Here is a 22,730-nt window from a genome sequence, read left to right on the forward strand (position 1 = left end):
CAGCAATAAGATCATCGCATTGTTGTTATGCTTTTAAATGCTTGGCATGAAAAGCAATATGCTCACCAATAAAGCTCGCCACAAAGTAGTAACTGTGATCGTACCCTTGATGTAAATTCAATTGATAAGGGAATTGTTTTGCATCGCAAGCTTGTGAAAATAATTCAGGCTTCAGTTGCTCTTGATAGAAAGGATCATCGACTCCGACATCAACACGCATAGGTAATACACTTTCTGCTTGGCTAATTAATGCCACCGCATCATATTGGTGCCATTGTGTCGTATCATCGCCTAAATAAGCGCTAAACGCTTTTTTACCCCAAGGAACAACTGACGGTGCTACTATCGGAGAAAACGCTGACACACTGCGGTAGCGTGCCGAATTTCGCAATGCAATCGTTAATGCCCCATGACCTCCCATCGAATGCCCACTAATAGCACGTTGATGAGTCACAGGAAAATGCATTTCTATCAGTGTAGGAAGCTCATCAACAATGTAGTCATACATATTGTAATGAGTATTCCACGGCGATTGTGTCGCATTAAGGTAAAAGCCAGCGCCTTGCCCTAAATCATAAGCACTATCATCAGCGACATTTTCACCGCGAGGGCTGGTATCAGGTACGACTAAAATAATGCCATGTTGTGCCGCAAATTGTTGAGCGCCTGATTTAGTAATAAAATTTTGTTCGTTGCAGGTTAAGCCTGATAACCAATATAAAACAGGGTATTTTTGTTCTTCTTCCATAGGAGGAAGGTAGATGGCAAATTTCATCTCACAATTTAACGTCTTTGATGTATGTTGATAGACTTCTTGCCAACCACCAAAGCAGGCGTGACGTTCAATCCTTTCCATTTTGACTCCTTTAAAAGCAAAGACAAACCTATGAGACATAGGTTTGAAGATGATTAATCGAAATGAATAACTGTACGGATTGATTTACCTTCGTGCATTAAATCAAAAGCTTCATTAATTTTTTCTAACGGTAGTTTATGGGTAACAAAAGGCTTAAGTTCGATATCGCCTTTCATTGCATCCTCAACCATACCGGGTAATTGGCTACGACCTTTAACACCACCAAAAGCGGTGCCTCTCCACGAACGACCTGTTACTAGTTGGAATGGACGGGTGGAGATCTCTTGTCCTGCACCAGCAACACCAATAATAATGGATTGACCCCAGCCACGATGTGCACTTTCTAATGCAGCTCTCATGACATTAACGTTACCAATACATTCAAAAGTATGGTCAACACCCCATTGTGTCATTTCAACAAGGACTTGCTGAATGGGCTTGTCGTAGTCATTAGGATTTAAGCAATCTGTAGCACCAAATTGACGTGCTAATTCAAATTTTTCAGGATTAGTATCAATCGCAAAAATTCGACCTGCTTTGGCTTGTCTTGCGCCTTGAAGAACAGCAAGACCAATGCCTCCTAAACCAAACACTGCAACCGAATCACCTTCTTGCACTTTTGCTGTATTGTGAACCGCGCCAATACCGGTTGTTACGCCACAACCTAATAAGCAAACTTCTTCGTGATTGGCTTCTGGATTGATTTTTGCTAGAGAAACTTCAGCCACCACAGTGTATTCGCTAAAAGTAGAGCATCCCATATAGTGATAAATAGGCTGCCCGTTATAAGAAAAACGTGTTGTTCCATCTGGCATTAAACCTTTACCTTGCGTTGCTCTGACTGCAACACATAAGTTTGTTTTGCCTGATTTACAGAATAGACATTCACCACATTCAGCAGTGTACAGAGGAATAACGTGATCGCCTGGTTTAACGCTAGTGACACCTTCACCAACTTCTACAACTACACCAGCACCTTCATGACCAAGAATTGCAGGGAACACACCTTCAGGATCATCACCAGAGAGTGTAAATGCGTCTGTATGACAAACGCCTGTGTGGCTAATTTTTATGAGCACTTCACCCGCTTGAGGTGGCATTACATCAACTTCAACGATTTTTAAAGGTTCTCCTGGTCCAAATGCGACCGCAGCACGAGATTTCATGGTGTATCCTTTTTGTTATTAACGCAGGTAAGTGCGGATAAGTGAAATGGCATCATCAACGGAATTTTTTTGATCTTCAGGAGAAGCGACGGCATCCATAAGACCTTCACGTAAATGACTTTCGAGCACACCTGCCATCAGACCGTTAATAGCACCTCTGATGGCGGCAATTTGTTGTAATACCTGACCGCATTCATTTTCATTTTCAAGTGCAGTTTCTAATGCAAGAAGCTGCCCTTTAATTTTTCTTACGCGAGTTAACGCGGCTTTTTTTTCTGCTGGTGAGTGTGGCATACATAATCCTTAAATATACTATGGGGGAGTATAGTATCTGGAGAGATATATGTACAGAGGGATCAATAAAGTGTGGAGTGATGAGAATAAATAAAAAATGATAATGTGGAGAATATTGATCTTTGAGAGTAGAGGAATAAGAAAAGAAGGGGGGAAGAATGATGTTTAGATAACAGATAGGAAAAAATGAAGAGATAAAAACAAAAAAGACCCGCTATTGCGAGTCTTATCTGTTGATTTCGTGATAAACACGTTAGTAATCAATGGTGCGGGAGGCGAGACTTGAACTCGCACACCTTGCGGCGCCAGAACCTAAATCTGGTGCGTCTACCAATTTCGCCACTCCCGCATACAACTTTTCAGAAAAAAAGACTCGCTCTGCGAGTCTCTCTTTCAAAATATGGCTGGGATACCAGGATTCGAACCTGGGAATGCCAGGATCAAAACCTGGTGCCTTACCGCTTGGCGATATCCCAAAAAATGGTGGCTATGACGGGATTCGAACCTGTGACCCCAACATTATGAGTGTTGTGCTCTAACCAGCTGAGCTACATAGCCTTATTGAATCTAGTTATCTTTCTTTTGAAAGATGGCTGGGGTACCAGGATTCGAACCTGGGAATGCCAGGATCAAAACCTGGTGCCTTACCGCTTGGCGATACCCCATCCGCTAATTCAATTGTCAACACACTTATTTATCAGAAATATGGCTGGGATACCAGGATTCGAACCTGGGAATGCCAGGATCAAAACCTGGTGCCTTACCGCTTGGCGATATCCCAACTGATAAATTCTTGACGAGGTTAAAATGGTGCGGGAGGCGAGACTTGAACTCGCACACCTTGCGGCGCCAGAACCTAAATCTGGTGCGTCTACCAATTTCGCCACTCCCGCAAAAAGATGGTGGCTATGACGGGATTCGAACCTGTGACCCCAACATTATGAGTGTTGTGCTCTAACCAGCTGAGCTACATAGCCATCTTTTTTTTGCATAACCTTCGTCGGCGTTGCGGGGCGCATTATGCGTATTACAGACAAATCCGTCAACTGCTTTTTGCATTAATTTTCGAGAAACGTGTCCGTTTGCTCGATGGTTAATCATTTTGTCGAAAAAAGATCCAAAAAACAACCTTGTTGATGAAAAATATCTCAAAAAATAAGACGCAATAGTGTGTGAATAAAAAGAAAAAACAAAGCAGTAACAGAAATGAGATTAAGTGAAAGAAGGAAAAGATGAAGAACAATGAGCATAAAAAAAGAAATGCGGTGAAAAAATCACGCTACATTTCTTTTTCTTTGGATATTACTGATTGAATTTTAGACTTATTTCGCAATAAAGGTCAGAAAAGTATACATTCAACTCAAAAAGTGTAATTTATCGACAATAAATTACTTTTCTAATAGCTGTTGAAGCAATTCTCCGTTAAGCATTGCGCGTTTAGTTAAGGCAAAAGCCCCTATGGCTGAACGATGATCAAGCTCTGATGTGACGACAGGAAGCTCTTCTCTGAATTCTTTTAATACTTGCGTATTAATACAACTTTGAATTGAGGGAAGTAAAACTTCAGCTGCTTCAGTCAATTCACCCGCTAAAACCACTTTTTGTGGGTTAAATAAGTTAATAGCGATCGCAATCGCTTTACCTAAATGTAAACCCACTTGTTTGATGGTTTCGACTGCTAGCGGGTCATTTTTTACAGCAGCTCGACAAATATCTTGGATTTGGCACTGTGTTGGCGATAAATACTGGCTTGGGTAGCCTTGCTCTAATTGATAGCGCACTTTGGCTTCGATAGCAGTATTGGATGCAATCGTTTCTAAACAACCAAAATTACCACAATGGCAACGTTCACCTAGAGGATCGATTTGAATATGACCAATTTCCCCAAGGTTACCACGCTGGTTGAGCAGAATTTTATTATTAATGATAACACCCGCACCTGCACCACGATGTATCCGGACGAGTAGTGAGTCTTCACAATCTCGTGTGGCACCAAAATAGTTTTCAGCTAGTGCAAGGCTTCGAATATCATGCCCAGCATAACAAGGCAGGCTAAAGCGTTTTTCTAAGCTATTTACCAGCGCCCAATTATCTACTTTCATATGAGGCATATAACGAACAATGCCTTTATTTGGATCAACAAGACCGGGCAAAATCACGGAAATTGAAATAAGCTCACGAATGCGACGTTGATTTTGTTTAATAAAGTCATCAATTGCATTGATGAGCAGGGCTTCAACTTCATTTTGAGTACTCTGCTCTAGAGGGTAGTGTTGCTCAATGATGACTTTACCGCTCAGATCGTAAAGAGCGACAGTGGCATCATTACGCCCCAATCGCACACTGACTGTATTAAAATTGCGGTGTTCAACAATAATAGAAATTGCGCGACGTCCACCTGTTGATGCCTGTTGATCAACCTCTTTGATTAAGCCTCGTTCAAGCAACTGACGAGTAATTTTAGTCACACTGGCTGGCGCTAGTTGGCTTTGTTCGGCTATTTGGATACGGGAAATTGGCCCGTGTTGATCAATCAGTCGATACACAATCGCACTGTTAAGTTGTTTAACAAGATCGATATTGCCAATTTGCGTTTCAGTGTTGTTATGACTCATCAGCATAGACATCCATTAGTTATTCAGTTATTTCGATACCATTGACAAACGTTGTGCAAAGGTTGAAGTCCTTGTCGAAAGAAGTGAGGTTTGCAATTTTTCCTGCTTCAATTGTTCCCAATTCTTTTTCCATTCCGATTGCACGAGCAGGATAAAGTGTTGCCATCCGCAATGTTTCATCTAATGGAATACCTACATGGATCACGCTATTTTTAATTGCACCAATCATGGTCAGTGATGATCCACTTAATGTGCCATCTGCATCGACACAAAGACCATTACGATAATATATGGTTTTACCCGCAAAAACGAAGCTATCCATCTCATTTTTACTAGGATCAAGCCCTGCTGGCGCAGTTGCATCTGTGACTAAAAGTAGTTTTTCACCTTTCAGACGCTTACTGTTACGAATATTTGCCCATGAAACATGTAAACCATCGGCAATGATACCAGCATAAACCTCAGGTGTATCATAAATGGCACCTACAAGCCCCGGACCTCTGCCTGTAATATAAGGCATTGCGTTGTAAAGGTGAGTCGATAATGAGATTCCATTACGGAATCCTTTACGTGCTTCTTCATAAGTCGAATTGGAGTGACCCGCAGAAACAATGATACCTGCTTTGATTAATTGACGAACATACTTTTCATCAACCATTTCAGGCGCGAGGGTTATTTTAGCGATAACATCAGCATTATCGCACAAATAGTCAATCATCTGTGCACTAGGTTGGCGAATAAACTGTGGATCATGAGTCCCTTTTTTAATTACATTGATATAAGGGCCTTCTAAATGTAATCCCAACACTTTATTTTCATGTTTCTTCATATAAGCACGAGTTGCGTCAATGCCTATTTTCATCAATTCATCAGAACAGGTAATTAACGTGGGTAAATAGCTAGTGCAACCTAAACGTTCATTTGCTTTTTGCATAATTTCTAACGTTTCAACGGTGACATTTTCAGGCGTGTCATTAAATTGTACGCCACCACAGCCATTAACCTGTAAATCGATAAAACCGGGAGAGACAATTGCACCTTTCATATCACGAACAGTGATATCTTTTGGCAGTTGATCCTGTGGGCAAACCTGCTCAATACGGGAGCCGTTAATAATAATGGCGTGGTTTTCTAAACGGTCGAAACCTGTATAAATAACAGCATTTGTTAAGGCAAACATACCTTTGTCTCCTGATAAGGGAAGTCAATCTAAAAATCCGATATCAGCCAGCAAATTCTGGCTGATAAGTAAGAGAGCTTAGCCTTTTCCACTACTTAATCAGTAGGTACTTATTTTACTAAACTTAGTCTTGGTATTTCTGACACTCTTGCGCTTCAATCTGTTGGAAATAACGCAATGTTTTTACTCGTAATTCCATTGTTGCAGGATCATCACACACTAAAATGGCTTTAGGGTGAAGTTGAACACAGGAAATCGTCCATAAATGGTTAACAGCGCCTTCTGTTGCAGCATGTACTGCTTGCGCTTTATTAAAACCAGTTGCCAAAATCATTAATTCTTCAGCATCTAATAATGTACCTACACCAACTGTCAGTGCATATTTAGGAACATGATTAACATTATTATCGAAGAAGCGTGAATTTGCTAAACGAGTGTCTTCTGTTAGCGTTTTCATGCGAGTACGTGAAGAAAGTGATGACGTTGGCTCATTAAATGCGATATGACCGTCGTTACCTACACCGCCCATAAACAAATTGATTTTGCCATAAGACTTAATTTTAGCCTCATAACGTTCGCATTCTGCTTGTGGATCTTCTGCATTACCGTTTAATAAATTGATATTTTCATCTTTAATATCAATATGATTAAAGAAGTTTTCATACATAAAAGTACGATAACTTTGTGAATGATCTGATGGAATACCAACATATTCATCCATATTGAACGTTACAACGTGTTGGAAGCTGACTTTTCCTGCACGATGTAATTCAATTAACTCTTTATATGTCGCCAATGGCGTGCCACCAGTTGGTAAACCAAGCACGAAAGGGCGCTCTGCTGTTGGATTAAACGCATTGATCTTCTCAATGATATAATTTGCAGACCACTTACCAACTTGTTTTGCCGTGGATAGGGGGATTAACCTCATAGTAACCTCATAGAAAAAAGACAAATCTGATAACTCAGTAACGTGTTATTTTATCGTGTGATTATCAGTGGCTCATCTATACTCGTCATCCTTCAAGTTGCAGGGGTGTTGGCTACGCTCAGCTACCCGAATCACATACATGAGTATATTCATCGGGATATCTTTGCTTGCCGCCTACCTGCAACTCGAATGATTTAGAGTGTATAACACGAATTTCTTTTCATTTTTAGCTGATGATCGAAATGTCCCGCCAAAAGATATTTTTAATCATAAAATAAGCTTTCTGACTTAGCCAGCATTTCAGCTAAAAAATATACTATATTGGTGACTTAACTCACAAATTATGACTAATTAATTTGCGATACGAAATAAATTTTTTAGACTAAAAATGGAATTAAATAATTAGCTCATCATTTTTCTTATAAAATATGAATGAGTATGAATAAGATCCCAATATAGGGGCTATCCAAGGGGGAGTTTGTGAATATTTTAAGTTATCTGCAGAAGATAGGACGGGCGCTGATGGTGCCTGTTGCTACATTACCTGCAGCAGCAATTCTGATGGGGATTGGCTACTGGATTGACCCAGTAGGCTGGGGTAGTGATAACGCGCTTGCTGCCTTACTTATCAAATCTGGTGCTGCTATCATCGACAATATGTCAGTCTTGTTTGCCATTGGTGTTGCTTATGGTATGTCGAAAGACAAAGACGGTGCTGCCGCTTTAACAGGGTTTGTTGGGTTCTTAGTTGTGACAACACTTTGCTCTCCAGCCGCGGTGTCAATGATCAAAGGCCTACCTTTAGAAGAGGTTCCAGTTGCTTTTGGTAAAATAAATAACCAGTTTGTTGGGATCTTAGTTGGTGTACTTTCAGCCGAGCTTTATAACCGCTTCAGTAGCGTTGAGCTGCCTCGCGCACTGTCGTTCTTTAGTGGTCGCCGTTTAGTTCCCATTCTGACCTCGTTTTTAATGATCATCGTCGCCTTTATTCTGATGTATATCTGGCCTGTGATTTATGGCGGATTAGTTAGCTTTGGTGAAAGCATTAAAGATATGGGAGCATTAGGTGCGGGTATTTACGCATTCTTTAACCGTTTATTAATTCCTGTGGGCTTACACCATGCGTTGAACTCTGTATTCTGGTTTGACGTTGCTGGTATTAATGATATTCCTAACTTCCTAGCAGGTCAGCAAGCTATTGATTCTGGCTTAGCAACAGTGGGTGTTACAGGTCGTTATCAAGCAGGTTTCTTCCCAGTAATGATGTTTGGTTTACCGGGTGCAGCTCTTGCTATTTATCACTGCGCACGTAAAGAACACAAAGCAAAAGTGGCTGGTATTATGATGGCGGGTGCGTTTGCCGCATTCTTCACTGGTATTACTGAGCCGCTTGAATTCTCCTTTATGTTCGTCGCACCAGTGCTTTATGTTATTCACGCATTCTTAATGGCGATTTCTGTTTATATCGCGGCAAGCATGGAGTGGATTTCAGGATTCGGCTTTAGTGCAGGCTTAGTGGATATGTTCTTATCTTCACGTAACCCACTGGCTGTTCATTGGTACATGCTGATTGTTCAGGGTATTGTTTTCTTCTTTATCTATTACGGTATTTTCCGTTTCACTATCACTAAATTTAACCTGAAAACACCAGGTCGTGAAGATGAAGTGACCGGTGATGAAACTGCTGATGGTTATGATGAAGATATCAAAACAGCGCCAGCAAATAGTAAAGAAGGTATTCAACAAGAAGCTCGCCAATATATCGCGGCTATCGGTGGTTCTGATAACTTAACGGGTATTGATGCTTGCATTACACGTTTACGTCTTAATGTAAAAGACTCTGGCGTTGTTAATGATGCATACGCAAAACGTTTAGGGGCTTCAGGCGTTATTCGCTTAAACAAACAAAGTGTTCAGGTGATTGTGGGTACACGAGCAGAGCTTGTCGCTAACGCAATGCGCGATGTATTAACACAAGGTCCTGTGCCTGCTTATGAAGGTGCTTCTGCTTCAACAGTTTCTACTGAAAAAGCACCCGTAAAACAAGCGAATGCCAATGCAAAAGTGTTACTTGAAATGATTGCACCTTTTGATGGTGAAGTGGTGGCATTAAAAGAAGTGCCTGATGAAGCGTTCTCTAGTGGTGTTGTTGGCGATGGTGTAGCAATCAAACCAACCTCTAATATCGTGATGGCGCCTGCGACAGGTACTGTTGTTAAGATTTTTGATACAAACCATGCATTTTGTATTGAGACTGACAATGGTGTGGAAATCATTGTGCATATGGGCATTGATACCGTTGCATTAGGCGGCAAAGGCTTCAAGCGTTTAGTTGAAGAAGGTGCAGACGTTAAAGTTGGTCAACCTATCTTAGAATTAGATCTTGAATATCTGAACGCTAATGCTAAATCGATGATAAGCCCTGTTATTGTCAGCAATATCGATGATTTTGATAAGATTGCTGAACAAGTTGCAGGTGTTGTGGTCGGAAATAAAACGGTTATCTACAAAGTGTTAAAATAAATTCTATATAGATATTTAATCCTCTATAAAGAGATGGTTAAATAAGACGATAAAACGGGGAGTCTTTCGAACTTCCCGTTTTTTATCTCTATTTTGATAAATATCTCAGGGGTGTATTTAGCTAAGGTATTTATGAAACCTGCTTATTGGATTATAGTGGGTTAATTATGCGTTTTGCTTTGAGGAAAAAATGACCATGAATGAGGCAGATGCCCGCCCAACGAACTTTATTCGTCAAATTATTGACGAAGATCTGGCTACCGGGAAACATGATAGCGTTCAAACGCGTTTCCCACCTGAACCTAATGGCTATCTTCATATCGGCCATGCGAAATCAATTTGCCTGAATTTTGGTATTGCTAAAGATTATCAGGGAAAATGTAATCTACGTTTTGATGATACCAATCCAGTAAAAGAAGATATTGAGTACATCAACTCAATTCAAAAAGATGTTCAGTGGTTAGGTTTCCAATGGGAAGGTAGCATTCATTACTCCTCAGATTATTTTGATCAACTTTATCAATATGCGATTGAGCTGATTAATAAAGGCTTAGCTTATGTTGATGAGTTAAGTGCTGAAGAAATTCGTGAATACCGCGGTACATTAAAAGAGCCAGGTAAAAACAGCCCTTATCGCTCACGTAGCGTAGAAGAAAACTTAGCGCTGTTTGAAAAAATGCGTGCGGGTGGCTTTGAAGAAGGTAAAGCGTGTTTACGTGCGAAAATTGATATGGCATCACCTTTTATTGTTATGCGTGATCCTGTTCTTTATCGTATTAAATTCGCTGAACACCACCAAACCGGAAATAAATGGTGCATTTATCCAATGTATGATTTTACCCACTGTATCTCTGATGCACTGGAAAATATCACACATTCTTTATGTACTTTAGAATTCCAAGATAACCGCCGTTTATATGATTGGGTGCTGGATAATATCACTATCCCTTGTCATCCTCGTCAATATGAATTCTCGCGTCTTAACCTTGAATATACAGTGATGTCAAAACGTAAGCTGAATCAGCTTGTGACAGAAAATATTGTGAATGGTTGGGATGATCCTCGTATGCCAACGATTTCAGGCTTACGTCGTCGTGGTTATACCGCAGAATCTATTCGTGAATTCTGCCTACGTATTGGTGTGACGAAACAAGAAAACAACGTCGAAATGGCAGCTTTGGAATCTTGTATTCGTGATGACTTAAACGAAAATGCACCACGCGCAATGGCGATTATCGATCCAGTTCGTTTAGTGATTGAAAATATGCCAGAAGGTGAAGAAATTCTTGTTGCACCAAATCACCCAAACAAACCAGAAATGGGTACGCGTGAAGTACCATTTAGCCGTGAGATCTATATTGATCGCGCAGACTTCAAAGAAGAAGCAAACCGTCAATATAAACGTCTGGTGCTAGGTAAAGAAGTGCGTCTACGTAATGCTTATGTGATTAAAGCAGAACGTGTCGAAAAAGACGAGCAAGGCGAAATTACGACCATTTACTGCACCTATGATGCAGAGACTCTAAATAAAGATCCTGCCGATGGGCGTAAAGTTAAAGGCGTTATTCACTGGGTAAGCATTCCACATGCTATTCCTGCTGAAATCCGTCTTTATGACCGTCTATTTAGCGTACCAAACCCAGCAGCAGAAGATGATTTCTTATCAACAATTAACCCTGAATCATTAGTTATTCGTGAAGGTTTTGTTGAACGTAGCTTAAAAGATGCCGCTATCGAAAAAGCGTATCAATTTGAGCGTGAAGGCTACTTCTGCGCTGATAAGCTTTCAACAGCGGATAAACTTGTATTTAACCGTACTGTGGGCTTACGAGACACTTGGGCGAAGATTTCTCAGCAAGGTTAATCCGCTGCCGCGTTTTAAGACACATTAGTACTTTAATGAATAAAATGCTCGGTAATTATTTATCGAGCATTTTTTATCTGTTTTACATCTTAGTTTGGATGATTTTTCATCTATTGATATTAAATATTTACCATTCTTAATTTGATTAGTCTCTCGTTTTTTCTTTTTTAGGTGATAACTTTTCATTTATTTCATTTGAAATAGTTTATTCACTATCACTTTATTCTTTTGTTTTTTCATACCATCACGCTAAATAAAACTGTAATAAGAAAAGTGTGATTAATACCACCTATTTCACATGGTTAAAAAAGATCATTTATAAATACTGCTTATTATTCCTTTCTATAAAAACGAAATTTCATATCATTTAAAGATTGTTTTATAAAATGCATTTAAATCAATTAATTATGATTGGTTTTAATCAATAATTATAAAAGCAAGAAAATGAAACGATCATTTGGTTATGTGCCCTTTGTCATATTTTGATAAAAATTCTTTTTTTTAGGTTGATAATTCGCGTCGCGAAAAATATGCTGTTTCTAACCTAATTTAGGTTTTTTCCCCACTTGGGGTTTTATATTTGGAAATAGGCATTGTGCTTATTTCTTTTTTAGTCAAAGTCAAAGAGGAAACAATGCTATGGTTATGCAACATGCTAAACCAGGCAGGGTGGCACTTGCCGTTATGGGCGCATTGCTTGTAACTGCACTACCTGCAAAAATGTCTCATGCTGAAGGATTTATTGATGACTCAACCTTAACAGGCGGTCTTTTTTATTGGCAACGTGACCGTGATAGAAAAGAGTTAACACCAAATAGTCCTGATTACGGCAAATACAAAGCTAACTTACACCATTCTACTTTCAACGCTAATCTAGATTTCTCATCAGGCTACCTTGGTGATTTTATTGGTATTGATTTAGCTGCTTTTGGCGCGGCTGAATTGAATAACAGTGGCCCAGCTGCACCTAATGAAATTGGTTTTAGTGATGCAAAAAGTCGCTGGGATGAAAAATGGACTGGCGATCGCAGTGGCATGAGTGTTTATAAAGCGGCTGCGAAATTCAAATTAGGCAATTTCTGGGCTCAAGGTGGATATATTCAACCTAAAGGCCAAAGCTTATTGCGTCCACATTGGAGCTTCTTACCGGGGACTTATCGCGGTGCTGAAGCGGGTGCTGTTTTCGATTTCGATAAAAGCGGTGAATTATCTTTCTCATATATGTGGACGGATGAATATAAAGCACCGTGGTATCGGAATATGTATAACTTCCGTAAAGCTGATCTAGAAACCAATATCAGCTATCTTCACTCTTTTGGCGCCAAATATGATTTTAAAAACAGCCTAGTGTTAGAAGCTGCATTTGGTCAGGCCGATGGTTATATCGATCAGTATTTTGGCAAAGTTTCTTATGATTTTCCAATTGCTGACAATGCATTAAGAACGTCTTACCAATTCTACGGTGCTAAAGATAAAGTTACCGGCGGTGGTGTTAATGACGTTTATGATGGGTTGGCATGGTTACAAGCACTGACTTTTGGTTATACCTACAATGTATTTGACTTCAAAGTAGAAGGAACGTGGGTTAAAGCTGAAGGTAATCAAGGTTATTTCTTACAACGTATGACTCCAGGCTGGGCAACCTCTAACGGTCGTCTTGATGTTTGGTGGGATGGTCGTTCTGACTTTAACGCCAATGGAGAAAAAGCACTTTATGCTGGCGTTATGTATGATCTGAAAAACTGGGATCTGTCAGGTTGGGCTGTCGGCACTTCATATATTTACGCATGGGATGCGAAACCAAGTGGTAAAGCCGTTTATGACCAAGGTCAGCGTATCAGAGAAAGTGCATGGAATGCGGATATTATGTATACGGTTCAAGAAGGTCGCGCTAAAGGTACTCTCTTTAAGCTTCATTATACCCGTTACGATAACCACTCCGATATTCCAAGTTATGACGGTGGTTTTGGTAATATCTTCCAAGATGAAAAAGACGTTAAGTTTAACGTGATAATGCCATTCACTATTTTCTAATATCAGCATAGGGATAAAGTGTATTAATTGCACTTTATCCTGAATGAAATTAAAAAAGCTAAATATGATTACGATAAGTAAAAATAAGTAGTAGAAAGATAGAGATGCATTAATTAAGAAGAACCTTACAAATAAGCCTCGTTAATAAAGTGAAGTAGTCAGCAGCAGTAGTAAGAAGTAAAAGAGCCGAAGTAAAGAGTCGTTTTAAAATCGCAGTATATAGTAAAAGTAATGTAGTAAAAGTAATGTAGTAAAAGTAATGAAGTAAAGTCGTCATGTCATGTCGTCTGAGATAAATGTGAGTGGGTTATGTTTATCTCCTGTGCTTCAGTTATTTCGCAGAATTTGCGTAAGGTATTTACCCTAAGTAAAGGCAGTCAGAGTGGGTATCGTAGTGGGGGGTAAATACCTTTATTTTTTCATTCCTTTCTTTTTCGTCCTTTTCATCCTTGTACGTTTTTTTATTCTATGGCAAATTTCTTGCCATTCATTTTATCTCACCTTATTTATTATTCTGCATTGAAGGCTGTTCGATAATGCGAGTTTTCAGGAAGAAACATGTTAAAGCGATTGGATGATTTTTTATTAGAACCACCATTGAAGCCCTTTAAAGGTATAAAACGATTTGTTGTTGAATTTCTCTTTTTTGGTGTGAAAGAGGCACGTTCTTGTTTATTTGCAGGATTTTTCTTTTTTATTTTATTTGCAACACCAAGCAACGGTGTTTTTGGTATACCTCGTTATGATGTGCTTCTTATTCTCGCTATCGCTTTTCAATTATGGATGGTGTGGGGAAAGTTAGAAACATGGGATGAATTAAAAGCGATTTGTTTTTTCCACATTGTTGGTTTTGTGATGGAGTTATTTAAAACATCAGCGGCAATTGGTTCATGGAAATACCCTGATTTTGCTTACACAAAATTGTGGGAAGTCCCATTATTTACAGGCTTTATGTATTCGGCTGTGGGGAGTTATTTAATTCAAGCATGGCGTTTTTTAAAGGTACGAATTGAACATTATCCACCTTATTGGCTGGCAACATTGGTTGCACTTGCGATTTATATTAATTTCTTTTCTCATCATTTTATTGGTGATTATCGTTGGTATTTAACAGCCTTTATTTTAGGTCTTTATGCTCGTAGTGTGGTTTATTTTACGCCTTATGATACAGAGCGAAAAATGCCCTTATTACTTGCTTTTGTTCTGATTGGTTTCTTTATTTGGCTTGCTGAGAATTTTGGTACGTTTTTCGGTGTTTGGCAATATCCAAACCAAATTGGTGCTTGGTCTGCCGTGCATGCAGGGAAGTGGGGCTCTTGGTCACTGTTAGTTATCGTTACTTTTACGATAGTGGTGCATTTAAAACATATCAAACACAGTATTAGTGTGGCGAAGTGAATTGTTATAGATTATGTTCTTTTTAAGATGACGTCATATGTTGACGTCAATGGAATGAATGATGATAAAGACCAACGAACTGAGTTCCAAACACTATAAGACACTCGCTGATATACTAACAGTGCCTCCAAAGTCAGGAATTAAGTGGATGATGTAAAGAGCCTAATAAATAATCTTGGTGGGAAAGTTAAAAATGGTAATGGCTCTAGACGAAAATTTATTTTAATGGGATCTGTTTATCAAACACACTAACCTCATCCTGAGAATGTTATGGATAAAGGCTCTGTAAATGGTCTACGTGAATGGTTTGAGAATGTGATAGGAGTAAAGCATGATTAAAAGTACGAATATCATGATAATAAGTGGGCATCCAGCATCAGTTGTTTATGAATCTGAAATTAAAGCCTTCAGAGGACAATTTTTAGATGTAAATGGATATTGTGATTTTGTGGCTGATAGTATTGATGGATTACAAAAAGAAGGGGCTATTTCCTTAACGGAGTTTGTTGAAACTTGCATTGAAGAAGGAATTACGCCTTTTAAAGAGGAAGATAAACTTAAAGCATTTACATTACGTTATCCTGCTTGGTTAGAAACTCGATTGAATGCAACCGTTGCAGCACATGCAATCTCAAAAAATCAGTTTATTGTCCAGTTATTAGAGCGTGAACTAGTTACACGATAATATTTGGGTTCATAACATAGGGCAATAAAAAAGGAACTGTTCACAGTTCCTTTTTTTTACTGAGAGATTATCCAGAATGAATTATTTCTCATCATGTGCGTGGCTATCTTCTTTACAATTACCTTCAGCACAATGGCCATATAAATAAAGGCTATGATTGGAAAGTTTGATACCATGACGTTCAGCGATATTTCTTTGGCGTAATTCAATTGCATCGTCTGTAAACTCAATAACTTTGCCACAATCAAGACAAATTAAATGGTCATGATGGTGTTGTTGAGTTAATTCAAATACTGATTTACCACCTTCAAAATTATGTCGGGTAACAATACCAGCATCATCAAATTGGTTTAAGACGCGATACACTGTTGCCAGACCAATCTCTTCACCGATATCGATAAGTTTTTTGTAGAGATCTTCAGCACTGACATGATGGCACTCAGGATCCTGGAGCACTTCCAAGATCTTTAAGCGAGGAAGTGTAACTTTTAACCCAGCATTTTTTAACGCTTTATTATTGTCGGTCATGCGGATTTAATCCTGTTGCTAATGGTGAATTTAATTTTTGTGCTCACAAATGGGCTTTATTCATTAATACTCGGGTGAATAAATAACCTCATTGATTATAGGCATGATATTTAAAAATAAACACCCCACCTATCACACTATCTTAGCACACCATTGAATAATTATCATTCTCAATATTGAGTATTTATATTATCCCAAAATTTCGTCTAGGCTCATTTCTTCTTTGATTTGAGCAACCCAAGCGTCAACACGCTCTTCGGTTAATTCTGGTTGACGATCTTCATCAATCGCAAGACCGATAAAATGATTATCATCTGCAAGCCCTTTAGAGGCTTCGAAATGATAACCTTCGGTTGGCCAATGTCCTACGATAACTGCACCACGAGGTTCAATAATATCGCGGATAGTACCCATTGCATCACAGAAATATTCTGCATAGTCTTCTTGGTCACCACAACCAAATAGTGCAACAAGCTTACCATTGAAATCAATATCTTCTAGTGTTGGGAAAAAATCATCCCAATCACATTGTGCTTCACCATAATACCAAGTAGGAATACCTAGTAACAGAATATCGAACGCTTCGATGTCTTCTTGACTGGATTTTGCAATATCATGAACTTCGGCATTATCAGCGCCCAGTCTTTCTTGAAGCATTTTGGCAATATTTTCAGTGTTGCCAGTATCACTGCCGAAGAATATTCCTATGATTGCCATAAAGTGAGATAACCTCTTTTATTCTAAATTCGTTATATTTCAAATTGTAGCGTTATTGACTACGTATATTTCCACAAGTCACATACTTCTTGTATGTTTCTAGTGATTCATTCACTTGTCACCTAGCTACACTTTAAAATATTTAGAGTATATTTGTCTGTGTTTGAACAATTACTAGTGAAAGATAAGCATTGTGTTTTCATAATAGAAAACTAAAAACGTATTTTGACGAAAATAGCAGGCTAATTCTGTCGAATTTGTGTGGTTTATCTGCTAGCTATTCTTGTTTTGATGCATTTTTAAGGCGTTATTTTGCGCCAATTGCTCTAGTAATATTTCTTCAATAAGTTCACTACGACTGACGTTTCTTTCTGTCGCCAACTCATTGAGAGCATTTACAGCATCTTCATTTAATTTTAACTCAACTCGACGTAAACCATTAACTCTGTCACGTCTTAATTGATTGCGTTTATTAATTCTAAGCTGTTCATCCCGAGAAAGCGGGTTTGTTTTAGGTCGCCCAGGTCTGCGTTCATCTGCGAACAAATCCAGTGTGGTGCGATCAGTTTGTTCTTTTGCCATAAATTTTGCTGTGAAAGGGCGTATACCAATGACTAAATTGCGAAACGCCCAATAATACCCCACATAGTGATGTCTCGCCACTGCTTCCTGAGTTTAACTTATTGTGATTTGGTCTTTTTATCAACAGACGCTATTTTTAAGCACAATAATTATACATTCTATTAAGTTATTATTTTTCAGTGGGGTTATTTTAAGCAGTTAAGTTTATTAATTAAGTTTTCTCTAAAAAACGACGAATGGCCTTAATAACGGTATCTGGCTTTTCTGAATGTACCCAATGCCCTGTATTTGCGACAACAAAGGCAGTCGCGAGCGGAAATTGACGAGCGATGTTTTCACGATACTCATCTAAAATGTAAGGTGATAAACCGCCACGAATAAATAATACAGGATGATGCCAAGCAGGCACCTCTTGCCAGCCAATAATGTCTGAATAAGCATTTTTTATTGCAGGTAAATTAAATAGCCACTCACCATTTTTGAATGATTTGAGTAAAAATTGGATCACACTTTCCTCTTTAATAAAAGGACGCATTATTTCCACAGCATCTTGACGACGTGTGACTTTAGCTTCTGTTACAGCTTCAAGCGCTGCAAAAATTTTGTCATGGCGGCGAACGTTATAAGCAACGGGTGACATATCAATCACAACAATATTTGCAATACGTTCGGGAGCTAATGCTGTCATCGCCATCGCAATTTTGCCTCCCATTGAGTGCCCAATAATAATGGCTTTTGAGATAGTTAAACTATCAAGCAATGCGAGCACATCTTGCGCCATATCTTGATAATTCATACTTTCGCTATGAGGAGAGTGTCCATGGTTACGCACATCAATTTGTATCACGGTATTATCTTGACGAAGTGCACGACCTAAAACACCTAAATTATTGAGATCTCCAAAGAGGCCATGGATCAAGACGATAGGTAAATTAGATACAGGTGTCGTTTCAGGTTGGTGTAATTGATAATTTAGTAATGTATTGAGTTTCATATTAATGACCAAGATGATTGCGATTTTCTTCTATGATGACATGCACAAGATGCTAAGCCAACTTATCGCAATAATATGAAAGAGTAATGAAGTTCAGAAATAATTAATAAGAGAAATTTATAAAAAACCATAAAAATGCCATTATCCAGATGTATATTCCAAACTTATTCAAAAAGTTGAAATCTTGACATTGCTCAAAAATAAATAATTAGAATTTTATATTATTTGGGGGCTGGGGTAGTGTGATATAGCGGCGTTTAAAACTGGCTTTGTGCGAATAAGTTCAAAGAATAGAAGATGATACCAAGATAAACAATAGGATAAATACCGAGCTTAGCCTTTAAAATGGAAGGATCTTGAATAGATCCTCTTTAAGTTATTGAAATTTTGCCTATTTTGTTTTTAAAGATTATATCTTATAATCCTAATTACTTTTTTTTGAAAATAGTACTGGGTAGCAATGAAAAAGATAGAAATTGATGACGAACTTTACCGCTATATTGCTAGCGAAACTAGACATATCGGTGAAAGCGCTTCAGATATTTTAAGGCGTCTACTGAAGCTCGATGCCAAACAGCCCGTACAACCAGTCGTTGTCACTGAGTCAGTACAAGTACCTGTTATTAAACAGGAAGCTGAACCTACACCTATAACACCAGCAAAAAATCCGATCCGTGAAATGCGAGAACTGCTGTTATCTGACAGTTATGCAGAAAAAACAAAATCAGTTGATCGTTTTTTACAGATCCTTTCTACGTTATATAGCCTAGATAGCGCTACTTTTACTCAATCTGCTGAAACAGTACATGGACGAACACGCATCTATTTTGCTGGTGATGAACAAACATTACTCGATAGTGGACGTCATACAAAACCGCGCCATATTTCAGGCACGCCGTTTTGGGTTATCACTAACTCGAACACAGAGCGTAAGAGAACGATGGTACAAAGCATCATGCAGGATATGCAATTCCCTGCAAATGAGATTGATAAGGTGTGTGGAACTATCTAACCACTATTGTTAATTGATGCATTGCAAAGGCTTTTGTTTAAAGCGTGATTGTGATGTCAAATAGGAGAAGATTTGTGGCAATTCATCCAAGAGCAGGGCAGCATACTCGTCAAAGTGATCTGATTAATGTGGCGCAATTAACGTCTCAATATTATTCACTTAAACCACAAGCTAGCAATAACGCTCATCGTGTGAAATTTGGTACATCTGGTCATCGTGGAAGTGCAAATCGCCATAGCTTTAATGAAGCACATATTCTGGCAATTGCACAGGCTATTGCTGAAGTACGTGCTAAGAATGGAGTAACAGGGCCATGTTACGTGGGTAAAGATACCCATGGACTGTCAGAGCCTGCATTTATTTCTGTTTTAGAAGTACTTGCTGCCAATAAAGTTAAAGTGATTATTCAAGAAAATAATGGCTATACACCAACACCGGCAGTCTCTTTTTCTATTTTGACATACAACGAAGCACATCAAGATATTGCTGATGGTATCGTGATCACTCCATCTCATAATCCACCCGAAGATGGCGGTATTAAATATAATCCATCAAATGGTGGACCTGCTGATACCGATTTAACTTCAGTGATTGAAAAACGTGCCAATGAACTGTTTGAGAACAATTTAGCAGGGATCAATCGTCTTTCTTATGATGAAGCATTAGCAAGTGGTTATATTCAAGCACAAGACTTAATTATGCCTTATGTCAAAGCGTTAGGTGACGTTGTTGATATGCAAGCAATTAAGAAAGCGGGCTTAAAATTAGGTGTTGACCCATTAGGCGGTTCAGGCATTGAGTACTGGAAACGTATTGGTGAGTATTATGATCTTGATCTTGAATTAGTTAACGATCAAGTTGATCAGACATTCCGTTTTATGACGCTTGATCACGATGGTGTTATTCGTATGGACTGTTCATCACCATGGGCAATGGAAGGCTTATTACAATTACGTGATAAATTTGATTTAGCCTTTGCTAACGATCCTGATTACGATCGCCATGGTATTGTGACACCTTCTGGTTTAATGAATCCTAACCACTATTTAGCGGCTGCAATTAACTATCTTTTCCGTCATCGTCCACAATGGGCTAAAGATGTAAAAGTGGGTAAAACACTGGTTTCAAGTGCAATGATTGACCGTGTTGTAGCAGATTTAGGTCGTGAATTAGTTGAAGTGCCTGTTGGCTTTAAATGGTTTGTTCAAGGCTTATTTAGTGGTGAGTTTGGCTTTGGTGGTGAAGAGAGTGCAGGTGCATCTTTCTTACGCTTTAATGGTAAACCTTGGTCAACTGATAAAGACGGTATCATTTTATGTCTGTTGGCTGCTGAAATGAAAGCAATAACAGGTAAAGATCCGCAAGAGCATTACAACGAATTAGCACAACGTTTTGGTTCACCAAGCTATAACCGTATTCAAGCATCAGCAACCCATGAACAAAAAGCGTTGTTATCACGTTTATCACCTGAAATGGTGACTGCAAGCACCTTAGCAGGTGATCCAATTACTGCACGTTTAACACATGCATCAGGTAATGGTGCATCTATTGGTGGCTTAAAAGTAATGACCGATTACGGTTGGTTTGCGGCTCGTCCTTCTGGCACTGAAGAAGCCTATAAAATTTACTGTGAAAGCTTCCGTGGCCCTGAGCATCGTGAATTAATTGAAAAAGAAGCCATTGAAATAGTAAATAATGTTTTTGCTAACAAATAAGTTAGTACAATAAACTATTTATATAGAATAACACTCTACCTAAAGGTAGAGTGTATTTTTTTAATTATTGAATATTTTTAGATCACAGCATTGATATCCATCATTGAGGTTGATTTAGAATTAAAAATAGAGTGGATAATCAATACAATGCAAAATAATTTTGTTTTACGAAGTGTACGTTACATGCTGGATCTAAGTGATGCACATGTTGTTGAAATCATGAAACTGGCTGATTTCACAGTCACAAAAGAGTTAGTAAATAGTTGGCTGAAAAAAGACGATGAGCCTGAGTTTGTTGAGTGTGACGATAATGCGATGGGGCATTTTTTAAATGGTCTAATTTTTTATCGTCGTGGCAAAGATGAGAATTTTCCAGCACCTGAAGTTGAAAAACGTATAACCAATAATATTATCTTAAAAAAACTGCGTGTCGCTTTTGAGTTAAAAGATGTTGATATTTTAAAGATTTATGAGCTTGCAGACTTCCGTGTTTCTAAGCCAGAACTCAGTGCAGTATTCCGTAAGCCTGGACATAAAAACTATCGTAACTGTGGCGATCAACTCGTGAGATATTTCCTTAAAGGGTTAACCGAAACCCTACGCGGTAAAGGCAAAACGGTTAAGAAATAAAGTTTAGGGTATTTTAAGATATAAAATTCTCTATTTATTAAATAATACCCCAAAATTGGTTTTCGATTTTGGGGTATTTTTTTATGGTATTAACTGGCGAAAGAATGAATTTACTGCTAATGTTGTATTACTAAGTAATACAATGTAGGAAGGATTTATGGCTCGAGTAACTAGTGTGACTTTGGGTGAACACTTTAATGGCTTTGTTGGTGAAATGATCAACTCAGGACGTTATGGAAATACCTCTGAAGTAATAAGAGACGCTTTACGTATGATGGAAATTAGAGAAGAACGGATCCAAATAGTTCGTAAAATGGTGCTAGATGGTGTGAATTCACCAGAAAGTAAAAATAACATGGATGATATTTTTGCAAGAGCTGAAAAGGATTTAAATGTATAAACTTTCTGAGTTAGCAGAAGAAGATATTTATCAAATTGCGCGTTATACCATACAACAATTTGGTGTAATTCAGGCAAAGAAATATCATGATGACTTGAAACGGACATTTGAGCTACTTGCTAGAGCACCCTGGATTGGGCGAGAGTGTAGTTGGGTGTGTAATGGTATGAGACGATTGGAGTTTAAAAAACACTCAATCTATTATCTACCAAAGAATAATACCTTATTTATTGCTCGCCTTATTCACCATTCAATAGATGTTGATTCTCTTGATTTTCCTGAATAAATATTTAATTATTCACTGTTGAATATATTGTTCATCATAATACTATTTAGCAGTGGATCTGTATTTTTAGCAGTAAACCTCATTCTCGAATATCTCATATCTCCTCACCGATTTGATTTTTTTCCTTTCTGATAATATATGGCTGAAATTATTTATTATGAACTTAATTAAGTAAAAATACTGATCTTACTTTGTTAATAATCGTGTCATTTTTGTTTCTTTTTTGTTTTCATTATGAAATTTAATTACATATCAAGCAAAATAAAGGTGATTTTTCGCACGAATTAAGTGGTCTGATCAGTAGTAAAATTTCATCAAAT

Annotated in this window: 20 protein-coding genes, 7 tRNA genes and 1 pseudogene; 11 read left to right on the forward strand and 17 right to left on the reverse strand. The window is 38.3% G+C overall.

Annotated features, from left to right (window positions below):
* Positions 1–25 precede the first annotated feature (25 nt).
* From fghA to nagB, 13 genes are all read right to left on the reverse strand, one after another.
* Positions 26–856 carry an S-formylglutathione hydrolase gene (gene fghA / locus ACNART_RS06350; protein ID WP_349443413.1) on the reverse strand — a complete coding sequence of 277 codons (831 nt, stop codon included), beginning with the start codon at positions 854–856 and terminating at the stop codon, positions 26–28.
* 53 nt (positions 857–909) lie between these two features.
* On the reverse strand, positions 910–2,022 hold the full coding sequence (locus ACNART_RS06355) for an S-(hydroxymethyl)glutathione dehydrogenase/class III alcohol dehydrogenase (RefSeq protein WP_198626112.1): 1,113 nt from the start codon (positions 2,020–2,022) through the stop codon (positions 910–912).
* Positions 2,023–2,040: 18 nt separating this feature from the next.
* The gene (locus ACNART_RS06360; RefSeq protein WP_036938507.1) at positions 2,041–2,316 is read right to left on the reverse strand and encodes a metal-sensing transcriptional repressor; all 276 of its coding nucleotides are present in this window, start codon (positions 2,314–2,316) and stop codon (positions 2,041–2,043) included.
* A gap of 264 nt (positions 2,317–2,580) precedes the next feature.
* Positions 2,581–2,665: transfer RNA gene (locus ACNART_RS06365), tRNA-Leu, on the reverse strand.
* Positions 2,666–2,717: 52 nt separating this feature from the next.
* Positions 2,718–2,792, reverse strand: a tRNA-Gln gene (locus ACNART_RS06370).
* Positions 2,793–2,797: 5 nt separating this feature from the next.
* Positions 2,798–2,874, reverse strand: a tRNA-Met gene (locus ACNART_RS06375).
* Between the two features lie 32 nt (positions 2,875–2,906).
* Positions 2,907–2,981, reverse strand: a tRNA-Gln gene (locus tag ACNART_RS06380).
* Between the two features lie 41 nt (positions 2,982–3,022).
* Positions 3,023–3,097: transfer RNA gene (locus tag ACNART_RS06385), tRNA-Gln, on the reverse strand.
* A gap of 27 nt (positions 3,098–3,124) precedes the next feature.
* Positions 3,125–3,209, reverse strand: a tRNA-Leu gene (locus ACNART_RS06390).
* Positions 3,210–3,216: 7 nt separating this feature from the next.
* Positions 3,217–3,293, reverse strand: a tRNA-Met gene (locus tag ACNART_RS06395).
* A 411-nt stretch (positions 3,294–3,704) separates the two neighbouring features.
* Positions 3,705–4,937 carry a DNA-binding transcriptional regulator NagC gene (gene nagC / locus ACNART_RS06400; RefSeq protein ID WP_088493435.1) on the reverse strand — a complete coding sequence of 411 codons (1,233 nt, stop codon included), beginning with the start codon at positions 4,935–4,937 and terminating at the stop codon, positions 3,705–3,707.
* 13 nt (positions 4,938–4,950) lie between these two features.
* Positions 4,951–6,111 carry an N-acetylglucosamine-6-phosphate deacetylase gene (gene nagA / locus ACNART_RS06405; protein WP_109374101.1) on the reverse strand — a complete coding sequence of 387 codons (1,161 nt, stop codon included), beginning with the start codon at positions 6,109–6,111 and terminating at the stop codon, positions 4,951–4,953.
* Between the two features lie 124 nt (positions 6,112–6,235).
* Positions 6,236–7,042, reverse strand: coding sequence for a glucosamine-6-phosphate deaminase (gene nagB / locus ACNART_RS06410; protein ID WP_109374102.1), 807 nt, complete (start codon positions 7,040–7,042; stop codon positions 6,236–6,238).
* Between the two features lie 480 nt (positions 7,043–7,522).
* On the opposite strand from nagB, the gene nagE reads away from it, so the two are divergent.
* From nagE to ACNART_RS06440, 6 genes and pseudogenes are all read left to right on the forward strand, one after another.
* Complete coding sequence (nagE, locus tag ACNART_RS06415; RefSeq protein WP_198620402.1) at positions 7,523–9,565, forward strand: N-acetylglucosamine-specific PTS transporter subunit IIBC; 2,043 nt, start codon at positions 7,523–7,525, stop codon at positions 9,563–9,565.
* Positions 9,566–9,761: 196 nt separating this feature from the next.
* Positions 9,762–11,429: a glutamine--tRNA ligase gene (glnS, locus tag ACNART_RS06420; RefSeq protein ID WP_368927209.1), complete on the forward strand. Its 1,668-nt coding sequence runs from the start codon at positions 9,762–9,764 to the stop codon at positions 11,427–11,429.
* 639 nt (positions 11,430–12,068) lie between these two features.
* Complete coding sequence (gene chiP / locus ACNART_RS06425) at positions 12,069–13,463, forward strand: chitoporin ChiP (RefSeq protein ID WP_109374105.1); 1,395 nt, start codon at positions 12,069–12,071, stop codon at positions 13,461–13,463.
* Between the two features lie 558 nt (positions 13,464–14,021).
* On the forward strand, positions 14,022–14,861 hold the full coding sequence (locus ACNART_RS06430; protein WP_196534167.1) for a DUF817 domain-containing protein: 840 nt from the start codon (positions 14,022–14,024) through the stop codon (positions 14,859–14,861).
* 61 nt (positions 14,862–14,922) lie between these two features.
* A pseudogene (locus ACNART_RS06435) lies at positions 14,923–15,200 on the forward strand (toxin HicA).
* Complete coding sequence (locus tag ACNART_RS06440; protein ID WP_198626114.1) at positions 15,193–15,546, forward strand: type II toxin-antitoxin system HicB family antitoxin; 354 nt, start codon at positions 15,193–15,195, stop codon at positions 15,544–15,546. The pseudogene ACNART_RS06435 and the gene ACNART_RS06440 overlap by 8 nt, the downstream one beginning before the upstream one ends.
* An 81-nt stretch (positions 15,547–15,627) precedes the next feature.
* Here the strand turns inward: ACNART_RS06440 and fur are convergent, their stop codons facing one another.
* The 4 genes from fur to ybfF form a co-directional block, all read right to left on the reverse strand.
* Positions 15,628–16,074, reverse strand: coding sequence for a ferric iron uptake transcriptional regulator (gene fur / locus ACNART_RS06445; protein ID WP_023581171.1), 447 nt, complete (start codon positions 16,072–16,074; stop codon positions 15,628–15,630).
* Positions 16,075–16,263: 189 nt separating this feature from the next.
* Entirely contained in the window at positions 16,264–16,791 is a 528-nt protein-coding gene (gene fldA / locus ACNART_RS06450) for a flavodoxin FldA (protein ID WP_004244384.1), read from the reverse strand.
* A gap of 273 nt (positions 16,792–17,064) precedes the next feature.
* Entirely contained in the window at positions 17,065–17,373 is a 309-nt protein-coding gene (gene ybfE / locus ACNART_RS06455; protein WP_109373935.1) for a LexA regulated protein, read from the reverse strand.
* Positions 17,374–17,584: 211 nt separating this feature from the next.
* Positions 17,585–18,367: an esterase gene (gene ybfF, locus ACNART_RS06460; protein WP_368927206.1), complete on the reverse strand. Its 783-nt coding sequence runs from the start codon at positions 18,365–18,367 to the stop codon at positions 17,585–17,587.
* A gap of 460 nt (positions 18,368–18,827) precedes the next feature.
* Between ybfF and seqA the strand changes: the two genes are divergently transcribed.
* From seqA to ACNART_RS06485, 5 genes are all read left to right on the forward strand, one after another.
* The gene (gene seqA, locus ACNART_RS06465; RefSeq protein ID WP_196573948.1) at positions 18,828–19,379 is read left to right on the forward strand and encodes a replication initiation negative regulator SeqA; all 552 of its coding nucleotides are present in this window, start codon (positions 18,828–18,830) and stop codon (positions 19,377–19,379) included.
* A gap of 74 nt (positions 19,380–19,453) precedes the next feature.
* Complete coding sequence (pgm, locus tag ACNART_RS06470; RefSeq protein ID WP_416303477.1) at positions 19,454–21,094, forward strand: phosphoglucomutase (alpha-D-glucose-1,6-bisphosphate-dependent); 1,641 nt, start codon at positions 19,454–19,456, stop codon at positions 21,092–21,094.
* A 147-nt stretch (positions 21,095–21,241) separates the two neighbouring features.
* On the forward strand, positions 21,242–21,724 hold the full coding sequence (locus ACNART_RS06475; RefSeq protein WP_098943871.1) for a DUF1456 family protein: 483 nt from the start codon (positions 21,242–21,244) through the stop codon (positions 21,722–21,724).
* 157 nt (positions 21,725–21,881) lie between these two features.
* Complete coding sequence (locus tag ACNART_RS06480) at positions 21,882–22,124, forward strand: type II toxin-antitoxin system ParD family antitoxin (protein ID WP_109373939.1); 243 nt, start codon at positions 21,882–21,884, stop codon at positions 22,122–22,124.
* Positions 22,117–22,410 carry a type II toxin-antitoxin system RelE/ParE family toxin gene (locus ACNART_RS06485; RefSeq protein WP_198620407.1) on the forward strand — a complete coding sequence of 98 codons (294 nt, stop codon included), beginning with the start codon at positions 22,117–22,119 and terminating at the stop codon, positions 22,408–22,410. The genes ACNART_RS06480 and ACNART_RS06485 overlap by 8 nt, the downstream gene beginning before the upstream one ends.
* The last annotated feature ends 320 nt before the right edge of the window (positions 22,411–22,730 follow it).

The sequence above is a fragment of the Proteus sp. LHD240705 genome (assembly GCF_047921555.1).
GTDB lineage: Bacteria > Pseudomonadota > Gammaproteobacteria > Enterobacterales > Enterobacteriaceae > Proteus.

Excerpts from the sequence above, each read along its gene's own strand:
- nagB (WP_109374102.1), bottom strand. The coding sequence starts at position 7,042 with ATGAGGTTAATCCCCCTATCCACGGCAAAACAAGTTGGTAAGTGGTCT.
- glnS (WP_368927209.1), top strand. The coding sequence starts at position 9,762 with ATGAATGAGGCAGATGCCCGCCCAACGAACTTTATTCGTCAAATTATT.
- chiP (WP_109374105.1), top strand. The coding sequence starts at position 12,069 with ATGGTTATGCAACATGCTAAACCAGGCAGGGTGGCACTTGCCGTTATG.
- ybfE (WP_109373935.1), bottom strand. The coding sequence starts at position 17,373 with ATGGCAAAAGAACAAACTGATCGCACCACACTGGATTTGTTCGCAGAT.
- nagA (WP_109374101.1), bottom strand. The coding sequence starts at position 6,111 with ATGTTTGCCTTAACAAATGCTGTTATTTATACAGGTTTCGACCGTTTA.
- fghA (WP_349443413.1), bottom strand. The coding sequence starts at position 856 with ATGGAAAGGATTGAACGTCACGCCTGCTTTGGTGGTTGGCAAGAAGTC.
- fur (WP_023581171.1), bottom strand. The coding sequence starts at position 16,074 with ATGACCGACAATAATAAAGCGTTAAAAAATGCTGGGTTAAAAGTTACA.
- ACNART_RS06430 (WP_196534167.1), top strand. The coding sequence starts at position 14,022 with ATGTTAAAGCGATTGGATGATTTTTTATTAGAACCACCATTGAAGCCC.
- fldA (WP_004244384.1), bottom strand. The coding sequence starts at position 16,791 with ATGGCAATCATAGGAATATTCTTCGGCAGTGATACTGGCAACACTGAA.
- seqA (WP_196573948.1), top strand. The coding sequence starts at position 18,828 with ATGAAAAAGATAGAAATTGATGACGAACTTTACCGCTATATTGCTAGC.
- ACNART_RS06440 (WP_198626114.1), top strand. The coding sequence starts at position 15,193 with ATGATTAAAAGTACGAATATCATGATAATAAGTGGGCATCCAGCATCA.
- ACNART_RS06355 (WP_198626112.1), bottom strand. The coding sequence starts at position 2,022 with ATGAAATCTCGTGCTGCGGTCGCATTTGGACCAGGAGAACCTTTAAAA.
- ACNART_RS06480 (WP_109373939.1), top strand. The coding sequence starts at position 21,882 with ATGGCTCGAGTAACTAGTGTGACTTTGGGTGAACACTTTAATGGCTTT.
- ACNART_RS06360 (WP_036938507.1), bottom strand. The coding sequence starts at position 2,316 with ATGCCACACTCACCAGCAGAAAAAAAAGCCGCGTTAACTCGCGTAAGA.
- nagC (WP_088493435.1), bottom strand. The coding sequence starts at position 4,937 with ATGCTGATGAGTCATAACAACACTGAAACGCAAATTGGCAATATCGAT.
- ACNART_RS06475 (WP_098943871.1), top strand. The coding sequence starts at position 21,242 with ATGCAAAATAATTTTGTTTTACGAAGTGTACGTTACATGCTGGATCTA.
- ACNART_RS06485 (WP_198620407.1), top strand. The coding sequence starts at position 22,117 with ATGTATAAACTTTCTGAGTTAGCAGAAGAAGATATTTATCAAATTGCG.
- ybfF (WP_368927206.1), bottom strand. The coding sequence starts at position 18,367 with ATGAAACTCAATACATTACTAAATTATCAATTACACCAACCTGAAACG.